The 24,646-nt window shown below is 64.3% G+C and carries 25 protein-coding genes; 14 read left to right on the top strand and 11 right to left on the bottom strand.

What is annotated here, in order from left to right:
* Positions 1-116: 116 nt before the first annotated feature.
* The 10 genes from soxA to RS897_RS40615 all read left to right on the top strand — a co-directional run bounded on the left by soxA (position 117) and on the right by RS897_RS40615 (position 8,030).
* Positions 117-941, top strand: coding sequence for a sulfur oxidation c-type cytochrome SoxA (gene soxA, locus RS897_RS40660; RefSeq protein WP_407654601.1), 825 nt, complete (start codon positions 117-119; stop codon positions 939-941).
* Positions 938-1,264: a hypothetical protein gene (locus tag RS897_RS40655; protein WP_315834283.1), complete on the top strand. Its 327-nt coding sequence runs from the start codon at positions 938-940 to the stop codon at positions 1,262-1,264. The genes soxA and RS897_RS40655 overlap by 4 nt, the downstream gene beginning before the upstream one ends.
* A gap of 155 nt (positions 1,265-1,419) precedes the next feature.
* A complete protein-coding gene (gene soxB, locus RS897_RS40650; protein ID WP_315834282.1) occupies positions 1,420-3,159 on the top strand; it encodes a thiosulfohydrolase SoxB in 1,740 nt (579 codons plus the stop codon).
* Positions 3,160-3,310: 151 nt separating this feature from the next.
* A complete protein-coding gene (locus tag RS897_RS40645; protein ID WP_315834281.1) occupies positions 3,311-3,772 on the top strand; it encodes a DsrE family protein in 462 nt (153 codons plus the stop codon).
* A 21-nt stretch (positions 3,773-3,793) separates the two neighbouring features.
* Positions 3,794-4,255 carry a DsrE family protein gene (locus RS897_RS40640; protein ID WP_315834280.1) on the top strand — a complete coding sequence of 154 codons (462 nt, stop codon included), beginning with the start codon at positions 3,794-3,796 and terminating at the stop codon, positions 4,253-4,255.
* Positions 4,256-4,271: 16 nt separating this feature from the next.
* A complete protein-coding gene (locus tag RS897_RS40635) occupies positions 4,272-4,766 on the top strand; it encodes a GlcG/HbpS family heme-binding protein (protein WP_315834279.1) in 495 nt (164 codons plus the stop codon).
* Between the two features lie 233 nt (positions 4,767-4,999).
* Positions 5,000-5,137, top strand: coding sequence for a hypothetical protein (locus RS897_RS40630; protein ID WP_315834278.1), 138 nt, complete (start codon positions 5,000-5,002; stop codon positions 5,135-5,137).
* Between the two features lie 44 nt (positions 5,138-5,181).
* The gene (locus tag RS897_RS40625) at positions 5,182-5,979 is read left to right on the top strand and encodes a class II aldolase/adducin family protein (RefSeq protein ID WP_407654600.1); all 798 of its coding nucleotides are present in this window, start codon (positions 5,182-5,184) and stop codon (positions 5,977-5,979) included.
* Positions 5,980-6,063: 84 nt separating this feature from the next.
* Positions 6,064-7,686 (top strand): ABC-F family ATP-binding cassette domain-containing protein, encoded by a 1,623-nt coding sequence (locus tag RS897_RS40620; RefSeq protein ID WP_315834276.1) that lies wholly within the window; start codon positions 6,064-6,066, stop codon positions 7,684-7,686.
* A 140-nt stretch (positions 7,687-7,826) separates the two neighbouring features.
* Positions 7,827-8,030 (top strand): hypothetical protein, encoded by a 204-nt coding sequence (locus RS897_RS40615; RefSeq protein ID WP_315834275.1) that lies wholly within the window; start codon positions 7,827-7,829, stop codon positions 8,028-8,030.
* Positions 8,031-8,050: 20 nt separating this feature from the next.
* Here RS897_RS40615 and RS897_RS40610 read toward each other — a convergent pair whose 3' ends face one another.
* The 9 genes from RS897_RS40610 to RS897_RS40570 all read right to left on the bottom strand — a co-directional run bounded on the left by RS897_RS40610 (position 8,051) and on the right by RS897_RS40570 (position 18,983).
* The gene (locus RS897_RS40610) at positions 8,051-9,289 is read right to left on the bottom strand and encodes a PepSY-associated TM helix domain-containing protein (protein WP_315834274.1); all 1,239 of its coding nucleotides are present in this window, start codon (positions 9,287-9,289) and stop codon (positions 8,051-8,053) included.
* 257 nt (positions 9,290-9,546) lie between these two features.
* The gene (locus RS897_RS40605; RefSeq protein ID WP_315834273.1) at positions 9,547-10,590 is read right to left on the bottom strand and encodes an extracellular solute-binding protein; all 1,044 of its coding nucleotides are present in this window, start codon (positions 10,588-10,590) and stop codon (positions 9,547-9,549) included.
* 5 nt (positions 10,591-10,595) lie between these two features.
* Positions 10,596-12,935, bottom strand: a complete 2,340-nt coding sequence (locus RS897_RS40600) for a TonB-dependent siderophore receptor (RefSeq protein WP_407654394.1) — start codon at positions 12,933-12,935, stop codon at positions 10,596-10,598.
* 232 nt (positions 12,936-13,167) lie between these two features.
* Positions 13,168-13,839 carry a DUF4286 family protein gene (locus RS897_RS40595; protein WP_315834272.1) on the bottom strand — a complete coding sequence of 224 codons (672 nt, stop codon included), beginning with the start codon at positions 13,837-13,839 and terminating at the stop codon, positions 13,168-13,170.
* Between the two features lie 21 nt (positions 13,840-13,860).
* Positions 13,861-15,561 carry an FAD-dependent oxidoreductase gene (locus RS897_RS40590; protein WP_315834271.1) on the bottom strand — a complete coding sequence of 567 codons (1,701 nt, stop codon included), beginning with the start codon at positions 15,559-15,561 and terminating at the stop codon, positions 13,861-13,863.
* Between the two features lie 10 nt (positions 15,562-15,571).
* Positions 15,572-16,057 (bottom strand): type II 3-dehydroquinate dehydratase, encoded by a 486-nt coding sequence (locus RS897_RS40585; protein ID WP_315834270.1) that lies wholly within the window; start codon positions 16,055-16,057, stop codon positions 15,572-15,574.
* Positions 16,058-16,098: 41 nt separating this feature from the next.
* The gene (locus tag RS897_RS40580; protein WP_315834269.1) at positions 16,099-17,379 is read right to left on the bottom strand and encodes a TRAP transporter large permease; all 1,281 of its coding nucleotides are present in this window, start codon (positions 17,377-17,379) and stop codon (positions 16,099-16,101) included.
* A 39-nt stretch (positions 17,380-17,418) separates the two neighbouring features.
* Positions 17,419-17,928, bottom strand: coding sequence for a TRAP transporter small permease (locus RS897_RS40575; protein WP_315834268.1), 510 nt, complete (start codon positions 17,926-17,928; stop codon positions 17,419-17,421).
* 35 nt (positions 17,929-17,963) lie between these two features.
* The gene (locus RS897_RS40570; RefSeq protein ID WP_315834267.1) at positions 17,964-18,983 is read right to left on the bottom strand and encodes a TRAP transporter substrate-binding protein; all 1,020 of its coding nucleotides are present in this window, start codon (positions 18,981-18,983) and stop codon (positions 17,964-17,966) included.
* A 213-nt stretch (positions 18,984-19,196) separates the two neighbouring features.
* On the opposite strand from RS897_RS40570, the gene RS897_RS40565 reads away from it, so the two are divergent.
* The 3 genes from RS897_RS40565 (at position 19,197) to RS897_RS40555 (ending at position 21,941) form a co-directional block, all read left to right on the top strand.
* Positions 19,197-19,868 carry a GntR family transcriptional regulator gene (locus tag RS897_RS40565; RefSeq protein ID WP_407654599.1) on the top strand — a complete coding sequence of 224 codons (672 nt, stop codon included), beginning with the start codon at positions 19,197-19,199 and terminating at the stop codon, positions 19,866-19,868.
* A 172-nt stretch (positions 19,869-20,040) separates the two neighbouring features.
* Positions 20,041-20,667 (top strand): glutathione S-transferase family protein, encoded by a 627-nt coding sequence (locus RS897_RS40560; protein WP_315834265.1) that lies wholly within the window; start codon positions 20,041-20,043, stop codon positions 20,665-20,667.
* 140 nt (positions 20,668-20,807) lie between these two features.
* Positions 20,808-21,941 carry an alpha-hydroxy acid oxidase gene (locus RS897_RS40555; protein ID WP_315834264.1) on the top strand — a complete coding sequence of 378 codons (1,134 nt, stop codon included), beginning with the start codon at positions 20,808-20,810 and terminating at the stop codon, positions 21,939-21,941.
* 15 nt (positions 21,942-21,956) lie between these two features.
* Here the strand turns inward: RS897_RS40555 and RS897_RS40550 are convergent, their stop codons facing one another.
* Together RS897_RS40550 and RS897_RS40545 are read right to left on the bottom strand one after the other, a co-directional pair.
* Complete coding sequence (locus RS897_RS40550; RefSeq protein WP_315834263.1) at positions 21,957-22,262, bottom strand: hypothetical protein; 306 nt, start codon at positions 22,260-22,262, stop codon at positions 21,957-21,959.
* 230 nt (positions 22,263-22,492) lie between these two features.
* A complete protein-coding gene (locus RS897_RS40545) occupies positions 22,493-23,758 on the bottom strand; it encodes an MFS transporter (RefSeq protein WP_315834262.1) in 1,266 nt (421 codons plus the stop codon).
* Between the two features lie 144 nt (positions 23,759-23,902).
* On the opposite strand from RS897_RS40545, the gene RS897_RS40540 reads away from it, so the two are divergent.
* Complete coding sequence (locus RS897_RS40540) at positions 23,903-24,523, top strand: TetR/AcrR family transcriptional regulator (protein WP_315834261.1); 621 nt, start codon at positions 23,903-23,905, stop codon at positions 24,521-24,523.
* The last annotated feature ends 123 nt before the right edge of the window (positions 24,524-24,646 follow it).

Raw genomic sequence — 24,646 nt, 5'->3', positions numbered from 1 at the left:
CAAACACGTGGCAAGAAGCTGGATTGCCGGGTCAAGCCCGGCAATGACGAAAAAACTCGGGAGGGGACGTGACAATGGCGCATAAAGCCGCGAGATTTGCATTGAGGCTCGCCGCGATGGCGGCAGCTATTAGCGTCATCGCCGGACGTCCCTCCATGGCGCTCGACGCCACGACGCCCGAGCAGGACTTCAAGGTGTTCCGCGACTACTTCGTCAAGAAATTCCCGAAGGTGCCGCTGGAGGATTTCGTCAACGGTCCCTATTCGATGAACGAAGATATGCGCAAGCAATGGATCGAGAAGGAAGACTTCCCGCCCTACGACTTCGCAGTCGATCGCGGCAAGGAGCTGATGGCGCAGCTGTTCAAGAACGGCAAGACGCTGGCGGACTGCTTTCCCGACAAGGGCGTCGGCATTCGCCAGAACTATCCCTATTTCGACACCGCCAAGGGTCAGGTGATCACGCTCGAGCTTGCGGTCAACCAGTGCCTGGAAGCGAACGGCGAGAAACCGTACTCCTATGTCAGGGACGACATGGCGGCGGTGACCGCCTACATGGCGCTGACCTCGCGCGGCAAGCCGATGGACGTCAAGATCCCGAACGATCCGCGCGCGCTGCAGGCTTATGAAGCGGGCAAGCAGTATTTCTATCAGCGCCGCGGCCAGCTGAATTTCTCCTGCGCCAGCTGCCACATCCAGAGCCCGGGCGAGCGCATTCGCGCCGAGGTGCTGGCGCCGGCGCTGGGTATTCTCAATGCCATGCCGATCTACCGCTCGGAGTGGGGCGGCATGGGCACCACCAGCCGCCGTTTCACCACCTGCAACAGCCAGGTCCGCGGCACACCGCTGGAGCCGCAGGATCCCGAGTATCGCAATCTCGAATATTATCTGTCGTATCTCAGCAACGGCTTGCCGATCTCGGGACCGGGAGCGCGGCCATGAGGCAGTTTGCCATGCGTCGCCTGATCGTTCTCGCTGTTGCAGCTACCGTGCTGAGCACCGGTATGTCGGCTCATGCACAAGCGCCGGACGCTGCCTTCAAGGCTGCCCTCGCCGAAGCCGAGGCCACCAACAAACGCGCCGGCGAATTGCGCAACCAGTGGACGGTGACCTTTGCCGCACTCGCCGCCGCGCGCAAGGCGGGCGAAGCCGGCGAGTTCGACAAGGCGATCAAGCTCGCGTTGGACGCCAAGGCGCTGGCCGAAGCCTCGGTCGCCCAGTCGCTGCGCGAGAAGGATGCCTGGCGGGATTCCGAGTTGCGTTGATTTGGTTTTGTGAACGACACGATCCATTCCTGATGCGCGATGCGCGTTCCTCATTCTCTGCGTCATCACCGGGCTTGACCCGGTGATCCAGCTTTGCAGCGGTTATTGAAATCGAAGAAAGCTGGATTGCCGGGCCACCGCGAGGACTTTAAGAAATGCCATTCCATCGACGTGATGTCCTCAAGTTCGCGCTGGCTGCACCCGCCATCGCCGGCCTGCCACGCCCCAGCGTCGCACAAACCGACGCGCTCTACGATTTCGCGCCGTTCGGCAATGCGCGTGTGCTGCACATGACCGACACTCATGCGCAGTTGTTGCCGGTGTATTTCCGCGAACCCAGCATCAACATCGGTCTCGGCGCCATGGCCGGCCGACCGCCGCATTTGGTCGGTGAGGCCTTCTTGACGCAGTTCGGCGTGGTGCGCGACAGCGCGCAGGCTCATGCCTTTACCTTCCTCGACTTCGATCGCGACGCCAGGCGCTACGGCCGCATGGGCGGCTTCGCCCATCTCAAGACCCTGATCGACGGCCTGCGCGCGGCGGTGTCGGCCGGCCGCAGTGTGCTGCTCGACGGCGGCGATCTCTGGCAGGGCAGTGGCCTCGCCAACGCCATGCAGGGCGCCGACATGGTGCAGGCCGCCAACCTGCTCGGGATCGATGCCATGACCGGGCACTGGGAGTTCACCTACGGCGAAGAGGTGCTGCGCCGGAATTTGCGCGACTTCAAGGGCGAGTTCCTGGCGCAGAACGTGTTCCTCACCGAGGAAGCCGCCTTCAACGATGCCGAGGCCTTCGACAAGGACTCCGGGCGCGTCTTCAAGCCTTACACCGTCAGGCAGATGGGCGATTATCGTCTCGCCATTGTCGGCCAAGCGTTTCCCTACGTGCCGATCGCGCACCCCAGGCGTTTCGTGCCGAACTGGACTTTTGGCGTGCGCGACGATGAGCTGCAGAAGCTGGTCGATCGCCTGCGCACGGTCGAAAAGGTCGATGCGGTGGTGCTGCTCTCCCACAACGGCATGGATGTGGACCTCAAGCTTGCCAGTCGCGTCAGTGGCATCGATGTCATCCTGGGCGGCCACACCCACGATGCGGTGCCGCAGCCCCTCGCGGTGACCAATGCCGGCGGCAGGACGCTGGTCAGCAATGCCGGCTCCAATGGCAAATTCCTCGGCGTGCTCGATCTCGACATCGGCAAGGGCGGTGTGAAGGATATCCGCTATCGCCTGCTGCCGGTGTTCAGCGATCGGCTCAAGGCAGATCCCCAGATGCAGGCGTTGATCGCGGGTCTGCGCGCACCCCATGCCAAGGTGTTCGACGAACAGGTCGCGGTGGCCGACCGGCTGTTGTTTCGCCGCGGCAATTTCAACGGCACCATGGACCAGTTGATCTGCGATGCGTTGCGACGTGAACTCGACACCGAGATCGCACTGTCGCCCGGCTTCCGCTGGGGGCCGACAGTGCTCCCCGGTGCTGCGCTCACCATGCAGGATGTGCTCAGCCAGACCGCCATCACCTATCCGGAGGTCTATGTGCAGCCGATGACCGGCGAGCAGATCAAGGCGGTGATGGAAGACGTCTGCGACAATCTTTTCAATGCCGACCCCTATTACCAGCAGGGCGGCGACATGGTGCGGATGGGCGGACTGTCCTACGCCTGCGCCCCGGCGCAGCCGATGGGCCAGCGCATTTCCGATCTCAGGCTTGCCGGCGGCGCGCCGATCGAGGCCGCGAAATCCTACAAGGTCGCGGGCTGGGCCTCGGTCAACGAGCAGAAGGGCAAGCCGGTATGGGAGACGGTGGCGAGTTATCTGCGCGGCGGCGCGGGCAAGGCAAACGAGAATCTCAATGTCGAGATCAAGGGCGTCGACGGCAATCCGGGTTATGCGGGGTGATGAAACCTGGCGCTCGGGCGTTACGTTACATTCCGCGTCATGCCCGCGCGTGTTGCGGGCGTCCGCGTCTTGACGGCATATGAGCGAGCAAGACGTGGATGGCCGGGACAGGCCCGGCCATGACCGAGAGAGACATCAGGGCGGAACAACAATGACCAATCGGCGCAGAGCAGTTGTCGCACTTGCGTGCTTCGCAACCCTGGTGCTCGCGCCCGGCACGGCCCTCGCGCAGAACGCTAAACCCGCCGACAAGCCCTTCGCCGAGCACCACCTCGCGCTGCAGCTCTCTGACAGCGATCCGAAGAAAGAGGGGCTGGTCATCAGCGTGGCCTACAACCTCCTGAAGTATTACGGTCCCGACAAGGTCGCGATTGAAGTCGTGACCTTCGGCCCCGGCATCGATCTGCTGAAGGCCGATAATGCCAACCGCAAGCTGGTCGACAGCCTGGTGGCGCAGGGCGTGCGGTTCGATATCTGCGGCAACACCCTGGACACCATCGCGCGCGAGACCGGGCAGCGCCTGGCGGTCAATCCCAATGCGATCGAAGTCGAGGCCGGTGTGGCCCAGCTTCTCAGCCTTGCCGAAAGCGGCTACACGATTGTCCGCCCATAACAATAAGGGGAGGGAAGTCCGATGCCCATCACGAGGACAATCGTCACGACGCTCGCAGGCCTGCTGTTGCTCGCTTCCGCGGTCGCGGGCGTAGCCGCCGCGGATACCAAGTCGCACAAGGTCGCCATCCAGGTTGACCAGAACGATCCCGCGATCATGAATCTCGCGTTGAACAACGCCGCCAACATCATGGAATACTACAAGGCCAAGGGCGAGGACGTGCAGATCGAGGTGGTGGCCTATGGGCCGGGCCTGCACATGTTCCGCGATGACACCTCGCCGGTGAAGGACCGGCTGCGGCAGATGTCGGAGTTTTCCTTCCCGTCGTCGATCAAGTTCGCGGCCTGCAACAACACCAAGGAAGGCATGGAGAAGCGTGAGGGCCATGCCATCACCATCGTTCCACAGGCGAGCCTGGTGCCGTCGGGCGCGGTGCGGCTGATGGAATTGCAGGAAGACGGCTGGAGTTATCTCAAGCCGTGAGGACGCGGAGGGAATCTTGAAGGGACTAATTGCAGTATCGCTTGCCGCCGTCGCGCTCGCCAGTGTGGCGAGAGCAGAGGAAGTAACCGTCACCTACAAATCGTTGTCACCGGATGTCGCGCTCGAAGCTGCGCAGGCCGCGCTGAAACGCTGCCGCACCGACGGCTATCAGATCGCCGTCGCGGTGCTCGATCGGTTCGGCGAGCCGCAGGTGATGCTGCGCGATCGGTTCGCCGGCCTGCCGGCGCCGCGCACCGCCACCGACAAGGCCTGGACCGCGCTCGGTTTCCGCGCCAACACCTCCGACATGGTGAAGTCGATCCAGGCTGGCACGCTCGATGCGCGCCTCGCCACTCTCCCGCGGGTCACCATGCTGGGCGGCGGTCTGATCATCGAGGCCGGCGGTACGCTGCTCGGCGCCATCGGCGTGTCCGGCGCGCCCGGCGGCGACAAGGACGAGGCCTGCGCCAAGGCGGGGATCGACAGCATCCGCGACAAGCTGGATTTCTAGCTGTCGGGGGCCGGATCAGCCCGATTGTGCCGGACCGGCCGTTGCCCTATAGGGAGGCGGATCGGAGTTCTAGTGTGCTGAATGCGAAGTTCCTGTGCCTTTGCGGCGCGCTCTTTCAGGAACTTCGCATTCATAAAGCACACTAGAATCATAAAGTTGCTAGCGTCCTTATCGAATTCGAAGTTCGTTCAGGGGTGCGGAAAATGGTGCGAACTTCGAATTCGGGACGCTAGATGAAATTGTTCCATAAAATCTTCTCGACCAAGGTGCTGGTGCTGATCGTCTGCCTTCTGGCCGCGGCGCTCGCGAGCAAGGCGAGCGCGTATTACAGCGTGGACTGGACCGCGGCGATGGTGTCCCAGCCGGAGTGAACATGGCCGCAAGATTGGGTCATTTCCTGGCTCGATCCACCGGCATGAGTGTCGGAGCAGGTCTTGTATTCGCCGTCCTGCTGCTTTCCGGGGTTGCGCAGGCCCAGGCCGCTCCCCCGGCTTCCACCCCCACAGATGCCGCTGTGATCGACGATCTCGTTGCCGGCAGCCGCATCCTCGCCGACTTCGGCGTGCTCGACGGCTTCGGCCATGTCAGCGCACGTGCCCCCGGCAATCCCGATCACTTCCTGATGTCGCGCTCGCTTGCGCCGGCGCTGGTCACCGCCGCCGATATCATGGAGTTCGACCGCGACGGCAATGCCGTGGATGCGCGCGGGCGTGCCGTCTTCCTCGAGCGTTTCATTCATGCCGAGATCTACAAGGCGCGGCCGGACGTGACAGCGGTGGTGCATGCCCATTCGCCCGGTGTCATCCCCTTCACGGTGAGCCGGCTGCCGCTGCGGCCGGTCTATCACAACGCGGCCTTTCTCGGTGCCGGCGCGCCGGTGTGGGACATTCGCAAGGACTTCGGCGAAACCGACATGCTGGTGCGCAGCCCGGCCATCGGCCAGTCGCTGGCCCGGGCGCTCGGCGACAAATCGGTGGTCCTGATGCGTGGCCATGGCGATGTGACCGTCGGGCCGTCCGTCAAGGTCGCTGTATTCCGGGCCTATTACACCGACGTCAATGCTCGGCTTCAATCGCAAGCCGCAGCGCTCGGCGGCGAGGTGACGTATCTGACACCGGATGAGGCCGCCCGGGCCGATGCCACCAATCTGGCCGTGCTGGACCGCGTCTGGTCGCTCTGGAGGCTGTGCGTTGCGCCGTCCCCGGCGAAGTGACCGGCAGCCGGAAAACCCTTTCACCGCAGCGCAACATAGCCTAAAGACAGCGCAAATCCGTCCTGTCCAGGTTCCCGCGCCCCCATGATCCGTCTCGACAACATCAGCAAGCAACAAGGCCACCAGATTCTCTTCATCGAGGCCTCCGCGGCGCTCCAGAAGGGCGAAAAGGTCGGCCTGGTCGGTCCCAACGGGGCCGGCAAAACCACGCTGTTCCGGATGATCACGGGACAGGAACTGCCGGACGAGGGCCAGGTGGCGGTCGATCGCGGCGTGACCATCGGCTATTTCAGCCAGGACGTGGGCGAAATGGCAGGCCGCAGTGCGGTGGCCGAAGTGATGGACGGTGCCGGTCCGGTCAGCGAGGTCGCGGCGGAGCTGCGGCAGCTGGAAGCCGCCATGGGCGATCCGGAAATGGCCGACGACATGGACAGCATCATCACCCGCTATGGCGAGGTGCAGGCGCGGTTCGAAGAACTGGACGGCTATGCGCTGGATGGCCGCGCCCGCGAAGTACTGGCGGGATTGAGCTTCAGCCAGGAGATGATGGAGGGCGATGTCGGCGCGCTGTCGGGCGGCTGGAAGATGCGCGTGGCGCTGGCCCGCATTCTGCTGATGCGTCCCGACGCCATGCTGCTGGACGAGCCCAGCAACCATCTCGATCTGGAAAGCCTGATCTGGCTGGAGCAATTCCTGAAGGGTTATGAGGGCGTGCTGCTGATGACCTCGCATGATCGCGAGTTCATGAACCGCATCGTCGGCAAGATCGTGGAGATCGACGGCGGCGGCCTCACCACTTACTCCGGCGACTATGAATTCTACGAGCAGCAGCGCGCGCTGAACGAAAAGCAGCAGCAGGCGCAGTTCGAGCGCCAGCAGGCGATGCTCGCCAAGGAGATCAAGTTCATCGAGCGCTTCAAGGCGCGGGCCTCCCACGCCGCGCAGGTGCAGAGCCGGGTCAAGAAACTGGAAAAGATCGAGCGGGTCGAGCCGCCGAAGCGCCGCCAGACCGTGACCTTCGACTTCCTGCCGGCGCCGCGCTCCGGCGACGACGTGGTCAGCCTGAAGAACGTGCACAAGGGGTATGGCAGCCGCAGCATCTATCAGGGGCTGGATTTTTCAGTGCGCCGCCGTGAGCGCTGGTGCATCATGGGCATCAATGGCGCGGGCAAGTCCACGCTGCTGAAGCTGATCGCGGGCTCCACCGAGCCCGACACCGGCACCGTGGCGCTCGGCGCCAGCGTCAAGATGGGTTACTTCGCGCAGCACGCGATGGACCTGCTGGAAGGCGAGCGCACTGTGTTCCAGTCGCTGGAGGATGCATTCCCGCAGGCCGGACAAGGCTCGCTGCGCGCGCTGGCCGGCTGCTTCGGCTTCTCCGGCGACGACGTCGAGAAGCGTTGCCGCGTATTGTCGGGCGGTGAGAAAGCGCGTCTGGTGATGGCGCTGATGCTGTTCGATCCGCCGAACTTCCTGGTGCTGGACGAGCCCACCAACCATCTGGACATGGCCACCAAGGAAATGCTGATCTCGGCACTCAAGGACTACGAAGGCACCATGCTGTTCGTGTCCCATGACCGCCACTTCCTCGCCGAACTCTCCAACCGCGTGCTGGAGCTGACCCCCGAGGGCATCCACCAGTATGGCGGCGGCTACACCGAATATGTCGCGCGCACGGGCCACGAGGCGCCGGGGCTGCACAGCTGAGGCGAAACCACGCGTCGCGTTTTATGACGTGAAAATTACAAACGCTGAAATTGATAAGCATTAAAATTGAGCAATGACACGCGGCTGTGAGTCGGCGTGTCTCGTCCGTCGCGTATGATCCGGGACCATGGAGGACAGCCATGAATCCCGAGCTTGTTCAGACCATGCGCGCCGCTCTCGAAGCCGTGATGGCCAGGATCCCCGCCGATCAATCGGTGTTCGGCGTCAAGGCCGCGATGGCTGAGGTCATTCTCAAGGCCGCGGCCCACGGCCACACCTCCTTTGATGGACTGGTCGCGGTAGCGTCCGCCCAGATCCAGGCGGTGATTGCGATGCTGTCCTGACGCGTTGCGCGTACCTTTTCTTATTCGCCCGGAACCAGGCTCCCGAGCCTCGGCTGCGACCGGCGCTTGTACCGCCGGCGCGAGAGATACAGCATCAAGCCGGTGAAGGCGAACAGCGGCATCAGCGCCGCCGCCAGCATGAACAGCAGTTTGCCCGGCCATCCGAAAATGCTGCCGCGGTGGATGTCGAGCACGCTCGCCAGCATCCGCTCGCCTGCTGTTTTGTCGGCATACAACTCTGCAGACACGATACGGCCGGTAACGGCATCGATGCGGAATTCGTCACGCTCGGCCTCATGCGACGAATCCTTCGGCCACGATCGGATACGCACCACCGTGCCGCTGCCGGCCGGCAAGGTCAGTAAAGCCGTCGTATAGCGGCTGCCTTGTTCGTGCAGGAACGCCGACCAGACACGGTTGAATGTCAGGGACGCTGCAGCGGGCGCGGCATCGGTGGAGCGCATGCGCCCGGCCGGCGGTGCCTTCGGCTGCAGCTTCGCGGCTGAAACCTCCGGGCGAGAGAACAACCAGACGGCGCCATTCTTGTACCAGTCGAACGAATACCAGAGGCCGGTGAGAGTCATCACCAGATAGATGACGAACACCCAGGTGCCGGCGACGGCATGCAGCGAGCGATGGAAGCCGCGGCCGCGCAAGGCGAGGTTCGGCTTCAGCCACATTTTCACACTGCTGGCCCGATGCGGCCAGCGCAGCACCAGGCCCGAGATCAGCATCATGATCAGGCCGATCGCCACCACGCCAGTGGCCTGACGGCCATAGCCGTTGGAGTCGCCGGGCAGCAGCAGCCAGCGGTGCAGCCTGCGCACGGTGGCGAAGAACGCCTCGCCGCGCGGCGATCCCAGCAACTGGCCGTCATAGGGATCGACATACACCGAGGATGGCCGCTCGCCGCGGTCGTCGCGGGCAAAGCGGATGCGCACCGACGCGGTGGGATCGCTGCTCATGGTCACCGCCGAGACCTTGCCCATGTCTTGGCCCATGTCTTGGCCGATGTCTTGGCCGATGTCTTGGCCGATGTCTTGAGCCGCATGCAGCCGTGCCACCAGCTCGTCCGGCGTCAGTTTCGGCGTTGTGCGTGCCTCCACACGCATGATGCCGGCATTCAGGCTGGTCCCGATCTCGTCCTCGAAGCTCATTGTGGCCCCGGTCAGTCCGATCACGGTCAGCACCAGCGCCAGTACGAGGCCGACAATGGAATGCAGCTGCAGCAGCGCAGCCTTGATCGAGCGCTTGATCATGGATGAAAACGACGGTCTCGGTGAGGGAAGGGATCGGCACCGGTCTCGGTGCGGCTTGGCGGCGCCATCTCGTCGACGGCGTCATCAGACCATACCGGACCGTCGTTCGTGCGGCCACCCGGCGAAGGCCATGCGCAGTTTGTAATCGTTCTATATTGAGCAGCCAGCGTGAGCTCGTCCCACGCGTCGCAAATAATATGTCGGGTGAGGGGGGCAGAGCGGAATTTTATAAGGATACCGCGCATGCTGAGTTTGCCCTAATCGTCGAAGCCGACTTTTTTGATCAGGGCGATTGCAGCCTGCTGATGGGCCGCGATCTGATCGATCGGCAAGGTATCGCTCGGGAATGTTCCGATCTCCGTGACGATCGGATCGCGACCCGCCGCCGGGACCACCGGATACTCCAGTTCGGCCGCCGCATAGATCCGCTGCGCGGCTGGCGTCACCAGGAACTCCAGAAATTGGCGCGCCGCCGCCGGATGCGGTGCGTGTTTCGCCACCGCGGCGCCGGTCAGATTGATATGGCCGCCGCCACCTTTGAACGATGTCGGCACCGCCTTGACCGCATCGGCCCAGCCGGCCCAGTCGCGGCCTTCGCGTCCATCCCGCAATTGCGCCAGCGCCACGGTGTTGCCGAGGCCGATCTCGCAGCTGCCCTGCGCGATCTCGCGGATCACGTCATTGTCCTTGCCGGCCGGCTTGTGTGCCAGGTTGGCCTTCAGGCCGCGCAGCCAGGTTTCGGTGGCGTCCGGCCCGTGATGGGCAAGGAACGCCGCAATCAACGCGACATTGTTCTGATGCAGCGCCGCGCGCATGCATAGTTTGCTCCGCCACTTCGGGTCGGCCAGATCTTCATAAGTGATTGCGGCAAGCGCGGTATTCTTGCGCGCCATTACCATGCGCGGCCGCACCGACAGCGCAAGCCATTGTGCGTCGTGGCCCCGCAGAGAGGGCGGCACGGCCGCTTCAACAACTGCCGATGCGAACGCCTGCGTCAGCCCGCGATCGGACAATTGGGTTGTCTTGTCGAGCCCGATGGTCAGGAGCACGTCGGCCGGCGAGGTCTCGCCTTCCGCCGTCAGGCGCTTGACCATGGTGTCTTCGATGAACACCGGCCTGACCGTGATGCCGCTGTCCCTGGTGAACGCCGCGATCCCCGGCGCGAGCAGCTGCGCCTCTCGCGTGGTGTAGAGCGTGATCTCCTCGGCACGCCCGGCGGTGATGCCACCGCCGAACCAGGTTGCAGACAGTACGAGCAGGATTGCAGCGGTGCGGCCGGCAGGTTGTCGCGAGCGGCGCATCGGGCTTAGAACTTCACTGTTGCCGACAGCGACACCCGCCGGGCATCGCCGACTGCAATGAACTGGGTGTTGACGGCCGACGGATAATAGACCGTGTTGAATATGTTCTTGACGTTGAGCTGATAGATTACCGGCAGCGTCTCGTATTTGGTCTCATAGGTCGCAAACCCATCGGCCACCGTATAGGCCGGCAGGACGAAGGCGTTGTCAGCGGTGCCGGGCCTGTCGCCGACATAATGCGCGCCCGCGCCCACCCGGAGCCGGCCGGGCAGGGCATCGCGGAAATCGTAGACCAGATACAGCGATCCGGTATTCATCGCGACATTCTGCAGGCGCTTGCCGGCGAGGACGGGATCATCCGTAACGGCCCCATCCGTGTAGGCATAGGTGCCGATCATGCTCCAGTTGTCGTTCAGGCGGCCGGTGACATCGACTTCGACGCCGCGCGAGCGTGCGCCGCCGATGGCACGAAACTCATTGAGCCCGGTTGCGTTGTTGAGCTGCGACACCAGCACGTTGCGTTTGTCGAGGGTATACAGCGCGACGGTGCCGGAGAGCCGCTTGTTGAAATCGAACTTGATGCCGGTCTCCCAGGAGGTGCCTTCCTCGGGCGCCAGGTTGCCGGTGATCACAAAGCCGCCGCCGCCCACAAGAGCTGCGATCGCCGATGTCGGCTTCAGCGATTGCGTATAGCTCGCATATAGCGAGACTTGGTCGGTGAGCTTGTAGACGGCGCCTGCCAGCGGCAGGGCCTTCGCGCCGTCGATATCCGTGTTGGTCTGGAACGGCCGCGCCTTGCCCGCGATCTGCCGGTAGCCTTCGTAACGCACGCCACCGACCAGAGAGAGCTGCTTGGTGACGTGCAGCGTATCCTGGAAATACAGCGACTGGTCGTGCAGGTTGTCGGTCTGGTCGCTGTCGGGCGCAGAGACCGTGCTGGACGGCTGCTCCAGGCCGTAGATCGGATTGTAGACGTTAAAACTCTTGTTGACGGGGGTCTGGCGCAACAGGTCACGGCGATAGATCAGGCGGTGTTCGGCATCCGCGCCGAGCAGCACCTCGTTGCGCATGCCGCCGATCCAGAATCCGCCCTGCACATAGGCGGTGCCGTAGCTGTCGTAACTCAGGGCGCCCAGGGTCCCGTCGTTGCTGCGGGTCTCGATGCCGGTCGTGGGATTCACGCTGACGACGCGAAGCTGATAGGCGTCGTAATTTTCCCGGTTGTAGCTGTAGCCGGCGTGAACCTTCCAGTCTTCGTTGATCTTGTGGTCCACCGTGATCTGCGCCAGGTCGGACTGGCCCCACATGTTGTCGAAGGGTTCGTCGATGCGCCGCGTTGCGGGAATGTCCAGCGGCCTCCTGGTGGTCGTGTTCAGGGCCGTGCCGCGGTCGAACGGATAATAGAAATCCCGATGCTCGTAGTTGAGCTGTACGGTCGTGTTCTCGCCGTACCAGGCCAGCGATGGTGCGATCAGCCCCTCGTTGCGGCGGCCGAAGTTGCGCCAGTAGTCTTCATTCACGCCATAGGCGATCAACCGGTAGGCGAGGCCGCCGTCGCCGATCGGGCCGGTGAGGTCGAGCGTGATGTCGCCACCGTTCTTGCCGCCCCCATACGTCGACCCCAGCACGGAAATCGAACCGCGCTGCGTGAGTTCCGGCCGCTTGCTGATGGTGTTGACGATGCCGCCGGGGTCCATGATGCCGTAGAGCAGCGACGCCGGCCCCTTGAGCACCTCCACGCTTTCGACCGCGGCATTCAGGCTGCGGCCCTGCACCAGCGGCATGCCGTTGCGCATGATCGAACCATCACGATTGTCACCGAAGCCCCGTCGCATGACGGCGTCCTGGGTGCTGCCGAGCGTGTTGGTCTGGGTGATGCCGCTGACATTGACGAGCGCGTCGTCGAGGTTGCGAGGCAGCTGATCGCTGATCACCTGCGCCGGCACCACATTGACGACTTGCGACGTCTCCAGCGGTGAGGCGCCCGTGCGAAGGGTGGTCGAACTCGGAGACGGACGATAGCCGAGCCTGGCTTCGGTTTGCGCGGCGGCGGCCGCCGCTGCACGCTCCGACGCTGTCGGCGCGGCAGGCGCGCGATGGGTGTCCCGCCTGCGGGCCGGAATCGCCTGCGCGCGTCGTGCGGTGGCGTTGGCCGGACGTGCCGGCTTGCGACCCTGTGTCGGCGCTTCCACAGTCACCGCCGGCAGCGCCGACTGTGCGTGGGTGATCGTGGTGTTGAAGGCGAGATCACCGAGCAGGAAGGCCGCTCCGATCAGCCAGGGCCCGCGGCGCCGGTCGAATGAATGGCGGGAGGCGTTCGGGCATTGGCAGTCTGCGTTGGTCACGTCGTTTCACTTCCACACTGGAGATTTGTTTGACGCGGACGCGTCTACCAGCCGTGGGCAACGAAAAGAACATCACCAAACTTGAATCGCTCTAAGCACGCGCGTGCTGCCCGCAATCCCGTCATCGCGATGTATCCGCGGGCTGCGCGTGCGGAAAAAACAGACAAATGTGCGTGGAGCGTGTGCTTCGAGCGATATGCAACGCATCTTGTGCGTCATCGCACCGTCAAGATCATGCGCGGCTTTCGAGATGCCTCCGACTCAGCCGGAAGACCTGCCGATAGATCGTCGGATCGACGTTCGCAGGGTCCAACAACTGTTTGAGGGTTTCGCGCGTCGAAATCAGGGCGTCTTCATCCAGCGCCTCGATCTGCAGCACCCCGGAGAACGAGCGCTCTGTTCCGGCTTGATCGATCCCGCGCAGATTCTTCTCGATGGTTTTCACCGCGGTGCGCGCCAAGTCCGTCACGCAATAGCGTGCGGCCACCACCCGGTCGTGCCGGACCAATGCCCTAACCAGAGGTTTGCCATCCTCCGGCAGGTGCTGCGCAAGCGGCAGCACATAGGCGAAGCCGGCTTCGCCGAGGCCGGCTGTACACCCGACCGTGCCACCGCCGCGGACGAAATTCTGCAGGCGCGGCAGGGTATGCCGTGTCCATGGGGTGGGATCGTTGAGATGGGCGACATAATCGGGGCCGTCCACCGCGTCGGCGCGCTCTAGCTCGTAACAGATCACATAGCGCTGCAGTTCGGCGGGCAGCGCACGAAACACCCGGACGGCGAGAAAGCCCTCGCAGCCGACCCGTTCGGCGGTGTGTTCACGGGTCAGCCAGTGCAGGTAATCGGTCTCATGCTCCGGCGCGATATCGCTCCAGATGGTGAGAAAGCCTTGTCCCTGGGTCATCGTCTCGGTCCTTTCTCGGCGTCATGCCTTTGGCAATGCATGACGCATGGCGCGATAGGCGAAGGTGATGGCGGGGCCCAGCGTGATACCTGGTCCCGGATAAGTGCCGCCGGTAATCGAATTCATCGCGTTGCCGCAGGCATAGAGGCCTGTGATCGGCCGGCCATCCCGCATAACCTGCGCCCATTCGTTCACGACAAGGCCCCTGGCTGCACCGATGTCGCCGGGTTGGAGCCGCACCGCGTAGAACGGCGGCTGCGCCAGCGGGGCGAGGGTGGGATTGGGGCCGACAGCCGGATCGCCATTGACGCGATGATAAAGCGTGCTGCCGCGACCGAAATCCGCGTCATGGCCGCTCGCGGCTAAGACGTTGGTCCGCTCGACCGTCTGCATAAGTGTCGCGGGATCGATGTCGAGTTTGCGCGCCAGCGCGGCGAGATCGGGGCCTTCCACCAGATAACCGTCGGCAAGAAACGGCGCGAGGTTGCGCGCGCCGGGCCGCACCAGACCGAGGCCGTAGGCGCGCAGCGCGCGGGCGTCGGCGATGATGAAACAGGGAATGCAGGGCTGTACGCGGTCTCGCGCGAGCATCGCGCGGGCGAATTCATGATACGATGTCGCCTCGTTGACAAAGCGCCGGCCCGATTGATCGACGCAGATGGTGCCGGGCTTGCTGCGGTCCATCACGAAATGCGGGAACACCGCGGTGCTGCCGTCGGCGCGGCGGCGCAGCGACACCGGCGCCCAGTAAGCCGCATCGCGGTTGCCCTCGGCGATGCGCGCGCCGAGCCCAAGCGCGAGTTTCTGCAGCGCGCCGCCTTGACCCGGCGCACAGGCGCTCGGCAGGAAACCGGCCGCGGGCAGCCATTGCCGGCGCTGGTCGTCGTCCCCGATGAAGCCGCCACCGGCGAGCACCACGGCGCGCCGCGCGGCGATCACTCGCTCGGTTCCGCCGCCGGCGAGCGTGACGCCGCGCACGGCACCGTCCGTCGCAGTCAGCCCGGTTATCGTTGTGCCGGTGACGATGGTGACATCGTATTGCTTCAGCGAGATCAGCAGCCGGCCGACCAGGGCATTGCCCATCACCAGGCGCGAGCCGCGGCGGATTTTGAGGCGGTCGCGGGCATAACGTGCCAGCAATTTTGCCGAATGCCAGGCCGAGGCGGGCGAGCGTGTCATGCCGAGCAGATGACGGATGTCGGTGCGATCGACCATCATGCCGCCGAGGATGGTGAACTCCGGAAGTGGCGGCCTGATGCGGTTGAGATCGGCGCCGAGGCGGAGGCCGTCGAAGGGGACTGGTTCCAGCGCGCGGCCGCGCGCCGTGGCCCCGGGCTGGGTCTGCTCGTAGTCGGGATGCAGCGCGTAAGGCCGGAATTTGACCTCGCTCCGCGCGTCGAGCAGCGCGATGGCCTGCGGGCCGCTGGCAAGGAAAGCCTCGCGCAGGACCGCCGGCGCATGATTGCCGATCACGCTGTCGAGATAGAGACGCGCCTGCGCGGGATCGTCGTCGGCATCCCCTGCAAGATGAGTGTTGGGAATCCATACCGAGCCCGCCGACAGCGCCGTGGTGCCGCCGATCATATCGGACTGCTCCGCCAGCAATACCCTGGCGCCCGCGATGGCCGCGAACAGTGCCGCCGCCAAACCGCCCGCGCCCGCGCCGGCGACCACCACGTCATAGGCTTCGTGCGACGGCAGCGAGGACAGGGCGCGGAACATCGCGGCTCCTTTATGACGCGACGGGCTCGCGCAAGGGTGCCGGCAGCGCCGCGGGCAGGGCGCCCAGCCGCTGCACCGCTGCAAGCATCGCCGCCACATAGCCGTAGGGTCCGAGGCCGCAGATCACCGCGGTGGCGGCGCCGGAGGTGATGGAATGGCGGTGCAGCTCGTCGCGGGCGTGGATGTTGGAGATGTGCAGCTCGATGATCGGTCCCCCGAAGATTTTCAGGGCGTCGATCAGCGAGATCGAGGTGAAGGAAAATCCCGCCGGATTGATGATGATGGCGTCGGCGCTCTCGCGGGCGGCATGGATGTGATCGATCAGCACGCCTTCGTGGTTGGACTGGTGGAAGGCCAGCGACGCGCCGAGCAGTGCGGCGGTGTCGCGGCAGCGCGCCTCGATCGCCGCCAGTGTGGTGGTGCCGTAGATATGCGGCTCACGCGTCCCCAGCAGATTGAGGTTCGGACCGTTCAGGATCATCAGGCGTGCGGACATTGCAATCTTCCTATCGGTTGCGGCCGGATCAGCCGGGTGTGTCAGCCGGCCAGCCAGCGCGCGGGCACGGTGACCAGGGACGGGAACAGCACCATGGCGAACAGCACGATCAGCTGCGCGATCATAAAGGGCCAGACCCCCTTGATGATATCCTCCATGCTGATCTGCGACACGCCGCACACCACATTGAGCACGACGCCGACCGGAGGCGTGATCAGGCCGATGGCGTTGTTGATGATGAAGAGGACGCCGAAATAGACGGGATCGATCCCGGCCTGCTTGACGATCGGCATCAGGATCGGGGTGAGGATCAGGATGGTCGGGGTCATGTCGAGCGCGGTGCCGACGATGACGACAACCACCATGATGGCGGCCATTAGCAGGATCCTGTTGCCCATGAAGGGGCGCAGCAGCTCGACCACCTGGGCGGAGATTTCCGACACCGTGATCAGCCAGGACGACACCAGCGCCGCCGCCACCAGGAACAGCACGATGCTGGTGGTCACCGCGGAGGACACCAGCACGCCATAGAGCTGCGACGGCTTGAGGTCGCGGTAGACCAGCGTGGCGACGATCAGGGAATACACCGCGACCACCACGGCGGCTTCCGTCGGCGTGAAGATGCCGAACCGCAGTCCGACGATGATGATGACCGGCAGCATCAAGGCCCAGAAGCCGTCCGCCACCGCGGTGGCGATCTGCTTCAGCGAGGCGCGCGGCGGCGGCGTCAGGTTCTCGTGGCGCGCCACCCACCACCAGGCCACGCACAGCCCGAGGCCGAGCATCAGGCCGGGAAAGATGCCGGCGAGAAACAGTTTCGAGATCGACACATTGGCGGCGACACCGAACAGCACGAAACCGATGCTCGGCGGGATCACCGGCGCGATGATGCCGCCCGCGGCGACGAGGCCGGCCGCATGTGCCTTGTCGTGCCCGGCGGCGACCATCATCGGCACCAGCAGCGCGCCGAGTGCCGCGGCGTCGGCGGCGGCCGAGCCCGACAGCGAGGCGAGGATGCAGGACGCCAGGATCGTGACGTAGCCGAGCCCGCCGCGGACATGGCCGACCGCGACCATCGCCACATTGACGATGCGCTTGGCGAGCCCGCCCTTGTTCATGATCTCGCCGGCGAGCATGAAGAACGGCACCGCCATCAGGGGGAAACTGTCGGCGCCGTTGATGATGTTCTGGGCGACGATCTGCGAGTCGAACATGTCGATCGTGCTCATCAGCGCGACGCCGCAGATGATCAGCGCGAAGGCGATCGGCATGCCCAGCGCCATGGCGCCGAGCAGCGAAAGGGTGAAGACGGCGATGGTCATCGGATCGTGGGTCCTGCCTTGTCGGAAGCGTGCCGCCGCTCAGTGCTCCTCGGAGTCCTTGACCGCGACCAGGGTGGCCTCGCTGCCGTCGCCGCCGAGCACCCGGATCAGGTCGAACAGCAGCACGACCGCGGCGGAGACCCCGAACACCACGCCGGCGAGGTAGAAAATGCCGACCGACAGGCCGGTCGCCGGCGCCCGGTCGCCCCAGTTGATCAGGGTCTGGGCCCAGCTGCCCTTCAGCAGCAAGGCATCGGCGAACAGCATCAGCCCGTAATTGAGAATGAAGCAGATGCGCTTGCTCGCGGGCGAAAGCCGGCGCACCAGCGTGTCGACCCCGAGATGGGCGTGCTCGCGCAGCGCCACCACCGCGCCGAGGAAGGTCAGCCACACCAGCAGCCAGCGCGACAGTTCCTCCGACACGGTGATGCCGGAATTGAAGATGTAGCGCAGCACCACATTGCCGAACACCAGCGCCACCATCACCGCCAGCATGACGGCGATGATGGCTTTGAGGGCGCGGCAGTAGAGGTCGAGAAGCCGGTCCATGGGTTGTCCGCCCTAGGGTCGATATGCCGGAGCGGCTACTTGACGTCCTTGCGGACGCGTTCGAGCTCGGTGTTGAACAGCTTGACCTTCTCCGGATCGAGTTCGGCGGAGATCTTGTCGGTCACTGGTTTCACCGCCTGGCGCATGCGGTCGAGTTCCGCCGGGGCGATCTCGTTGAACTGCATGCCCTTGGCCTTGAGTTCGTTCAGCGCGCTCTCGGTCTGCAGCCGGGTCTGCTCCTTCTGGTAGCCGCGCGTCTCCTCATAGGTTTCGCGGATCATGCGCTGCTCGGTCGGTGAGAGCTTGTCCCAGAAAACCTTGCTCACCAGGATGATGTTCTCGGTGAAGGTGTGGTTGGTCGCGGAGACATATTTCTGCACTTCGAAGAATTTGTTGGAGAGGATCACCGTGTAGGGGTTCTCCTGGCCGTCGACGGTGCGGGTCTCCAGCGCCGAATAGAGTTCGCTGAAGTTCATCGGCACCGGATTGGCTTTGAAGGCGGTGAAGGATTCCAGATACACCGGGTTCGGGATCACGCGCAGTTTCAGCCCCGAGAAATCCTCGATCCTGGTGATCGGGCGCGTGCTGTTGGTGACATTGCGGAAGCCGAGGCCCCAATAGCCGATGCCGGTGAGGCCCTTGGCCGGCAGCACTTCGAGCATCGCCTTGCCGAAAGCGCCCTGCACCAGCGCGTCGGCCTGGTCGGTGGTGCTGACGATGAAGGGGAAGTCGAGCACGCCGAATTCCTTCACCACCGTCGCCAGCGACGTGGTGGAGGCGGAGAGCATCTCCTGGGTGCCGCCGCGCAGCGCCGACTGCTGCTGCATCTCGTTGCCGAGCTGGGAGGCCGCGAATTCCTTGATCTTGAGCTTGCCGCCGCTCTTGGCCGCCAGCACCTCGGCGAATTTCTTCACCCCGAGACTGACCGGATGATCAGTGTTGTTGAGATGGCCCCAGCGGATGGTGCGTTCCTGCACGTCCTGCGCGAAGGCGGTGGTGGCGAGCGGGCCGGTCAGGGCCAGCAACAGGGCGAGCGAGGCTGCGCCGGTCTTCATGGTCTCCTCCCTTGGTCGACGATTTGTTGGCCCGGTGCCAGCCTTCGCAGGCGCCCGCGGCAGTGGACTCTCAACATAGGGCAATTACTGAGTCAACATATGATTTTAAAACAATCATATGAAACTAGTATTATCTGATCATCGCTTGCCGCAGGCGTGCCGACCCGCTAGCCTGTGCCGGCTGCGCCCTTGCAGTGATTCCAAAGGGAATTGATCGTGAACGCCTCTGCAGTCACCGATACCGGCTCGGCTGGTGACGCCGGCTATCGCCGGATCCGGGACGACATCATTTTTGGCGTGCTGACGCCGTCGGAGCGACTGCGGCTGGAGGCGATGAAGGAAGACTATGGCGTCAGCATCAGCACGCTCCGCGAGGTGCTGAACCGTCTGGCCTCCGAAGGTTTTGTGATCGCCGAGGGCCGCAAGGGGTTCGAGGTGGCGCCGGTCTCAGTGAAGAACCTGCAGGAGCTCGCCGAACTGCGCATCCTGCTCGAGCACCACGCCATGGAGCAGTCGTTCGGCATCGGCGATATGGAGTGGGAGGGGCGCGTGGTCGCGGCCCATCACAAGCTCGCTGCCACCGAACGCCAGATCGCATCAAAATCCGATGTGCCGGAACTGCGGCGTCGTTATGACGGCGAATTCCACCAGGCGCTGATCTCGGCCTGCGGCTCGCGCGAACTGATGGCCGCGCACGCCGTCATCTTCGACAAGTATTTCCGCTACGCCCTGCAGTATCGCGGCAGTGAGACCGCCAAGCAGCACCAGGCGCTGCTCGACTGCGCGTTGTCACGGGACATCGCCAAGGCGAAGAAGATCCTGGTGCAGCACATCCGCGGCTGCGTCGAGCACGCGCTGGCAAGCGGCACCCTGCGGCGGGAATGACGGCGGTCGACCAACGACGAAACGGCGACATCGGCATGCGGATACGCCTGTTGTGAGACCCCGATGTTTCGGGGTAGTGGACTCCCAGCTTCCCTCCTTCGCTGCGCTTCGGAGGGTTTAGGCATCAACCCGTCGAAGCCTTGGCGAAGACGGGTCGCGGGGGCACGCCATCATGACCATTGAACTGCACACTTGGAACACGCCGAACGGCCGCAAGATCAGCGTGGCGCTGGAGGAGATGGGGCTGCCGTATCGTGTCGTCCCCGTGAACATCAGCAAGGACGAGCAGTTTGCGCCCGAGTTCCTCGCCATCAGCCCCAACAATAAGATTCCAGCCATCGTCGATCCGGACGGTCCCGGCGGCAAGCGCGTCAGCGTGTTCGAATCCGGCGCCATCCTGCTTTATCTCGGCGAGAAGACCGGCAAGTTCCTGCCGGTTTCGCTGCTCGATCGCATTCCGGTGCTGGAATGGCTGATGTGGCAGATGGGCGGCTTCGGTCCGATGCCCGGACAGGTGCATCATTTCATTGCGCTCGCCAATGAGCAGGACCGCGCCTACGGCTTGAAGCGGTATTCGACGGAAACGCGCCGGCTCTATGGCGTGCTCGATCGCCGGCTTGCGGATCGTGCGTTCGTCGCAGGCGACCTGTCGGTGGCCGACTTCGCCATTCTCGGCTGGGCCTGGCGGCACGAGCGGCATAAGGTGCCGCTGGCGGATTTCCCCAATGTGAAGCGCTGGTACGAGACATTGATGGCGCGACCCGGCGTCAAGCGTGGCATGGAAGCCAAGCTGGATTGAGATCGCCGCGCTTGGTTTCGTTGGCGTGACCCGCGCCGCTGGATGGGCCGATATGCGGTAGCCGCGCTGGATCGCCTCTGCCGCTTTCTTTACACAACCTGCACACGCCCGGAACAAGGGGCGGGCGCGGGAGATGCACCATGCAGGACACAAGCACCACGCCGCCGACCGGCGATGTCGAGATCAGCGGCGTGGCCGACGAATTCCAGAACCTTCACGAACTCGTGCGAAAGGCGCGGGTCAATCTCGATCAGAACGCCTGGGACTATATCATCGGCGGCACCGAGACCGAGACCACGCTGCGCCGCAACCGCATGGCGCTGGACGAGATCGCGTTCCGCCCGCGTGTGCTGCGCAATGTCGCTGATGTCGATACGTCGGTGACGCTGTTCGGCCGCAAGCTGCGTTTGCCGGTGATGCTGGCGCCGGTCGGCTCGCTGGAGACGTTTCACTCCGGCGCCGCCGCCACCGTGGTGCGTGCCGTCGGCCGCTTCGGTGTCGCGCATATGCTGAGTTCGGTGTCGGAGCCCGGCCTGGAACAAGTCGCTGACGCCGGCCCCGATGCCTTGCGGATCTATCAGCTGTATGTCCGCGGTGACGACGCCTATGTCGAGGATCATGTCGCGCGCGCCATCGCCCGGGGCTACAGCGCGTTCTGCCTCACCGTCGACACCACTCATTACAGCCGGCGCGAGCGTGATCTCGCCAAGCGCCACGTCACCTCCGGCCGCAGCCGGGTTTCGGGACGCTCCTTCCAGGCGGCGCTGGACTGGCGCACGGTGAAGCTGATCAAGGACAAGTACAAGATTCCGCTGATCCTCAAGGGCATCGCCACCGCGGAAGACACCGCGATCGCGCTCGATCACGGCGTCGAATGGATCTACGTGTCGAACCATGGCGGGCGCCAGCTCGATCACGGCCGCGGCGCCATGCAGGTGTTGCCTGAAATCGTGCGAGCCGTCGCCGGCCGCGCGAAAATCATGGTCGATGGCTCGTTCTGCCGTGGCACCGACATCGTCAAGGCGATCGCCGCGGGGGCCGACCTTGTCGGTCTCGGCCGCCTGCAATGCTGGGCGCTGGCCGCGGCCGGCGAAGCCGGCGTGGTGCGGATGCTGGAATTGCTGGAGGACGAGGTGCAGCGCTGTCTGGGTCTGCTTGGTGTCAACACCTTCGCCGAGCTCGACGGCAGTTATCTGCATGCCGCGACGGCCACCAACGCACCGTCGGTATTCAGTGCGTTCCCGCTGCTGGAGATCGAGCCTTATCGGTACTGAGAGGATTTCGCCTCGTCAGCAGCTGCCGGACCACCAGCAGGCATAGGGCAGGCGGCCATGGATGACATCCGGCGGCGTGCCGTAATAGGTGCGATAATAGAAATCGCCGGGTCGCCCGTAATAGCCGGGCACCCGCGGTGAGTTCTGCTCCTTCGGGAAAATCGCAACAAACGGATCGCTCTCGCGATAGGCCGCGTGCCGGGTCTTCGGCGGACCTGCGAAGATCTCGCCGATCTTCGACCCTGCCGGCAAATCAGCCGCAACCGCCGCCATCGTGGTCGCAATCAGCGCGATGGTCGTGAGCGTGGGCCTGAGCAGCATGCGTGGGTCTCCCGATGATTCGGCGATCATAGGGCAGAGCGGTTAGGAATGGTTAACGGGAGCATCCCCACTCCGTCATGGCCGGGCTTGGCCCGGCCATCCACGTCTTTCTTGCGGCGATGCTCCTAAGACGTGGATGCCCGCGACAAGCGCGGGCATGACGGTCTTTGGGCGTCGATGGGCAATGCCCTTTCCCCGTTGGTGTCGCGGGTGTAGCGCTGCTTCGACCCTCACACCGTCGCCAACACCGGCTCCGCCCGCCGCCGGCCGATCATCAGCGACAGCACTGCGGCCACCACGCCGGTCATCCCTGCAATGATGAACGCCTCCAGGTAATTGCCCTGTGTCGACCGCATCATGCCGGCGAAGAAGGCGGCCGATGCCGCGCCGAGCTGATGGCCGGCGACGATCCAGCCGAAAATCACCGGCGCGTTCTTGTCACCGAACATCTCGTTGGCGATGCGCACCGTGGGCGGCACCGTCGCGATCCAGTCGAGGCCATAGAACACCGCGAACACCGAGAGAGAAAGCAGCGAGAAATCCGAGTAAGGCAGGTAGATCAGCGACAGCCCGCGCAGCCCGTAATAGACGAACAGCAGCTTGCGCGGGTCGAAGCGGTCGGTGAGCCAGCCCGACAGCGTGGTGCCGACCAGATCGAAGATGCCCATCATCGCCAGCAGGCCCGCGGCCTGCACCTCGGGAATGCCGACGTCGCCGCAGAACGAAATCATGTGGGTGCCGACCAGGCCGTTGGTGGTGAAGCCGCAGATGAAGAAGGTGGCGAACAGGTACCAGAAGGTGCGGGTCTTCGCGGCGCGCACCAGGTTGCCGATCGCAACTGCGAACGGGTTCTGCGTGGTGGGCGGCGCCGCCACGTCGTCGACCGTGCTGCCGTAGGAGCGCAGGCCGATCGCCGAAGGCCGTTCCGGCACCAGGAAGTAGATCAGCGGGATCAGCGCCGCGCAGCAGGCCGACACGGTGAGCACCACAGGCTGCCAGCCGCCCCATTGCACCAGTGCGGCGAGGCCCGGCATGAAGATCAGCGTGCCGGTCGCAGTGCTCGCAGTCAGCAACCCCATCACCAGGCCGCGGTTGGTGGTGAACCAGCGATTGACGATGGTGGCGCCGAGCACATTGGCCACGGCGCCGGAGCCGAGGCCCGAGAGCAGTCCCCAGGTCAGGAACAGCTGCCACGGCGCGGTCATGAAATAACTCGCGCCGGTGGAGGCCGACATCAGCACCAGTGCGCCGAGCACGGTGCGGCGGATGCCGAAACTCTGCATCACCGCGGCGGCGAACGGTCCGGCGAGGCCATACAGGAAGATGCCGACGGCGGCCGAGATCGAGATGATGTCGACGCTCCAGCCGAACGATTTCTGCAGCGGCAGCATCAGCACGCCGGGCGAGGAACGCAGGCCCGCCGCCGACAGCAGGGCGAGGAAGATCACGGCCACCACCACGAAGGCATACTTCTGGCCGAACGGGCGTCGCGACATCGAGGGTCTTGAAGATGAGGGATGTTGCATGTTACTAACCGGTACGTATTGCGATGGCGCTTGTATACGTACCGGTCAGTAACATTGTCAAGCGCCGATCGTGCCGCTTTTGCGAGCAATCGTTTCGAAAGCCCTGGACGCCTCATGAGCAAGCACACCCAATCCGCCCCGGACCCATCCGCAGACCCGTCTTCGGAGCGTTCGCTCCGCGCGGTGGACAAGATCCGCGCCTCGGCGCGCGAGCTGTTCTATCGCGAGGGCATTCGTGCCGTCGGCGTCGACGAGATCGTGCAGCAGGCCGGCGTCACCAAGCCGAGCCTCTACCGCAGCTTTCCGTCCAAGGACGAACTCGCCGCCGCCTATCTGCGCGACTACGACCAGGAGTTCTGGATCAGTTTCGAGAAGCCGGAGGGCAAGAGCTACAGCGACCCGCGCGAGCATGTGCTGGCCTACATCCGCCAGCTTGCCCGCCGCGCGGCAGCTGAGGGCTATCGCGGCTGCGGCCTCAGCAACGCCACGATCGAATATCCCGCGCCCGAACATCCGGCGCGCCGGGTTGCGGTCGCCCACAAGCAGGCCTTCCGCAAGCGCTTGCGCGAGCTCGCCGCCGCCATGGGCGCGCGCAAGCCCGATGTGCTCGGTGACGGCCTGTTGCTGCTGATCGAAGGCATCTACACCACCGGCCAGCAGTCTGAAGCGGGCCCGGCGCAATCGGCGGTGGCGGTGGCGAAGCTGCTGATCGACGCGAGTGTGACGCGGGAGTGAGGCCCGAGGTGCCGCGGGCCTCATGGGTTCGAGACGCGCGTTCCGCGCCAATTTTAGGAAAAGTGCGTTGTTTTCAGCCCGATAAATTTAACTCACGGTGTCGTTGCAAGCGGTTGCGTATTC

This window comes from Bradyrhizobium prioriisuperbiae, assembly GCF_032397745.1.
In the GTDB taxonomy this organism is placed as follows: domain Bacteria; phylum Pseudomonadota; class Alphaproteobacteria; order Rhizobiales; family Xanthobacteraceae; genus Bradyrhizobium_A; species Bradyrhizobium_A prioriisuperbiae.
This window is presented reverse-complemented; position numbering and strand designations above follow the sequence as displayed.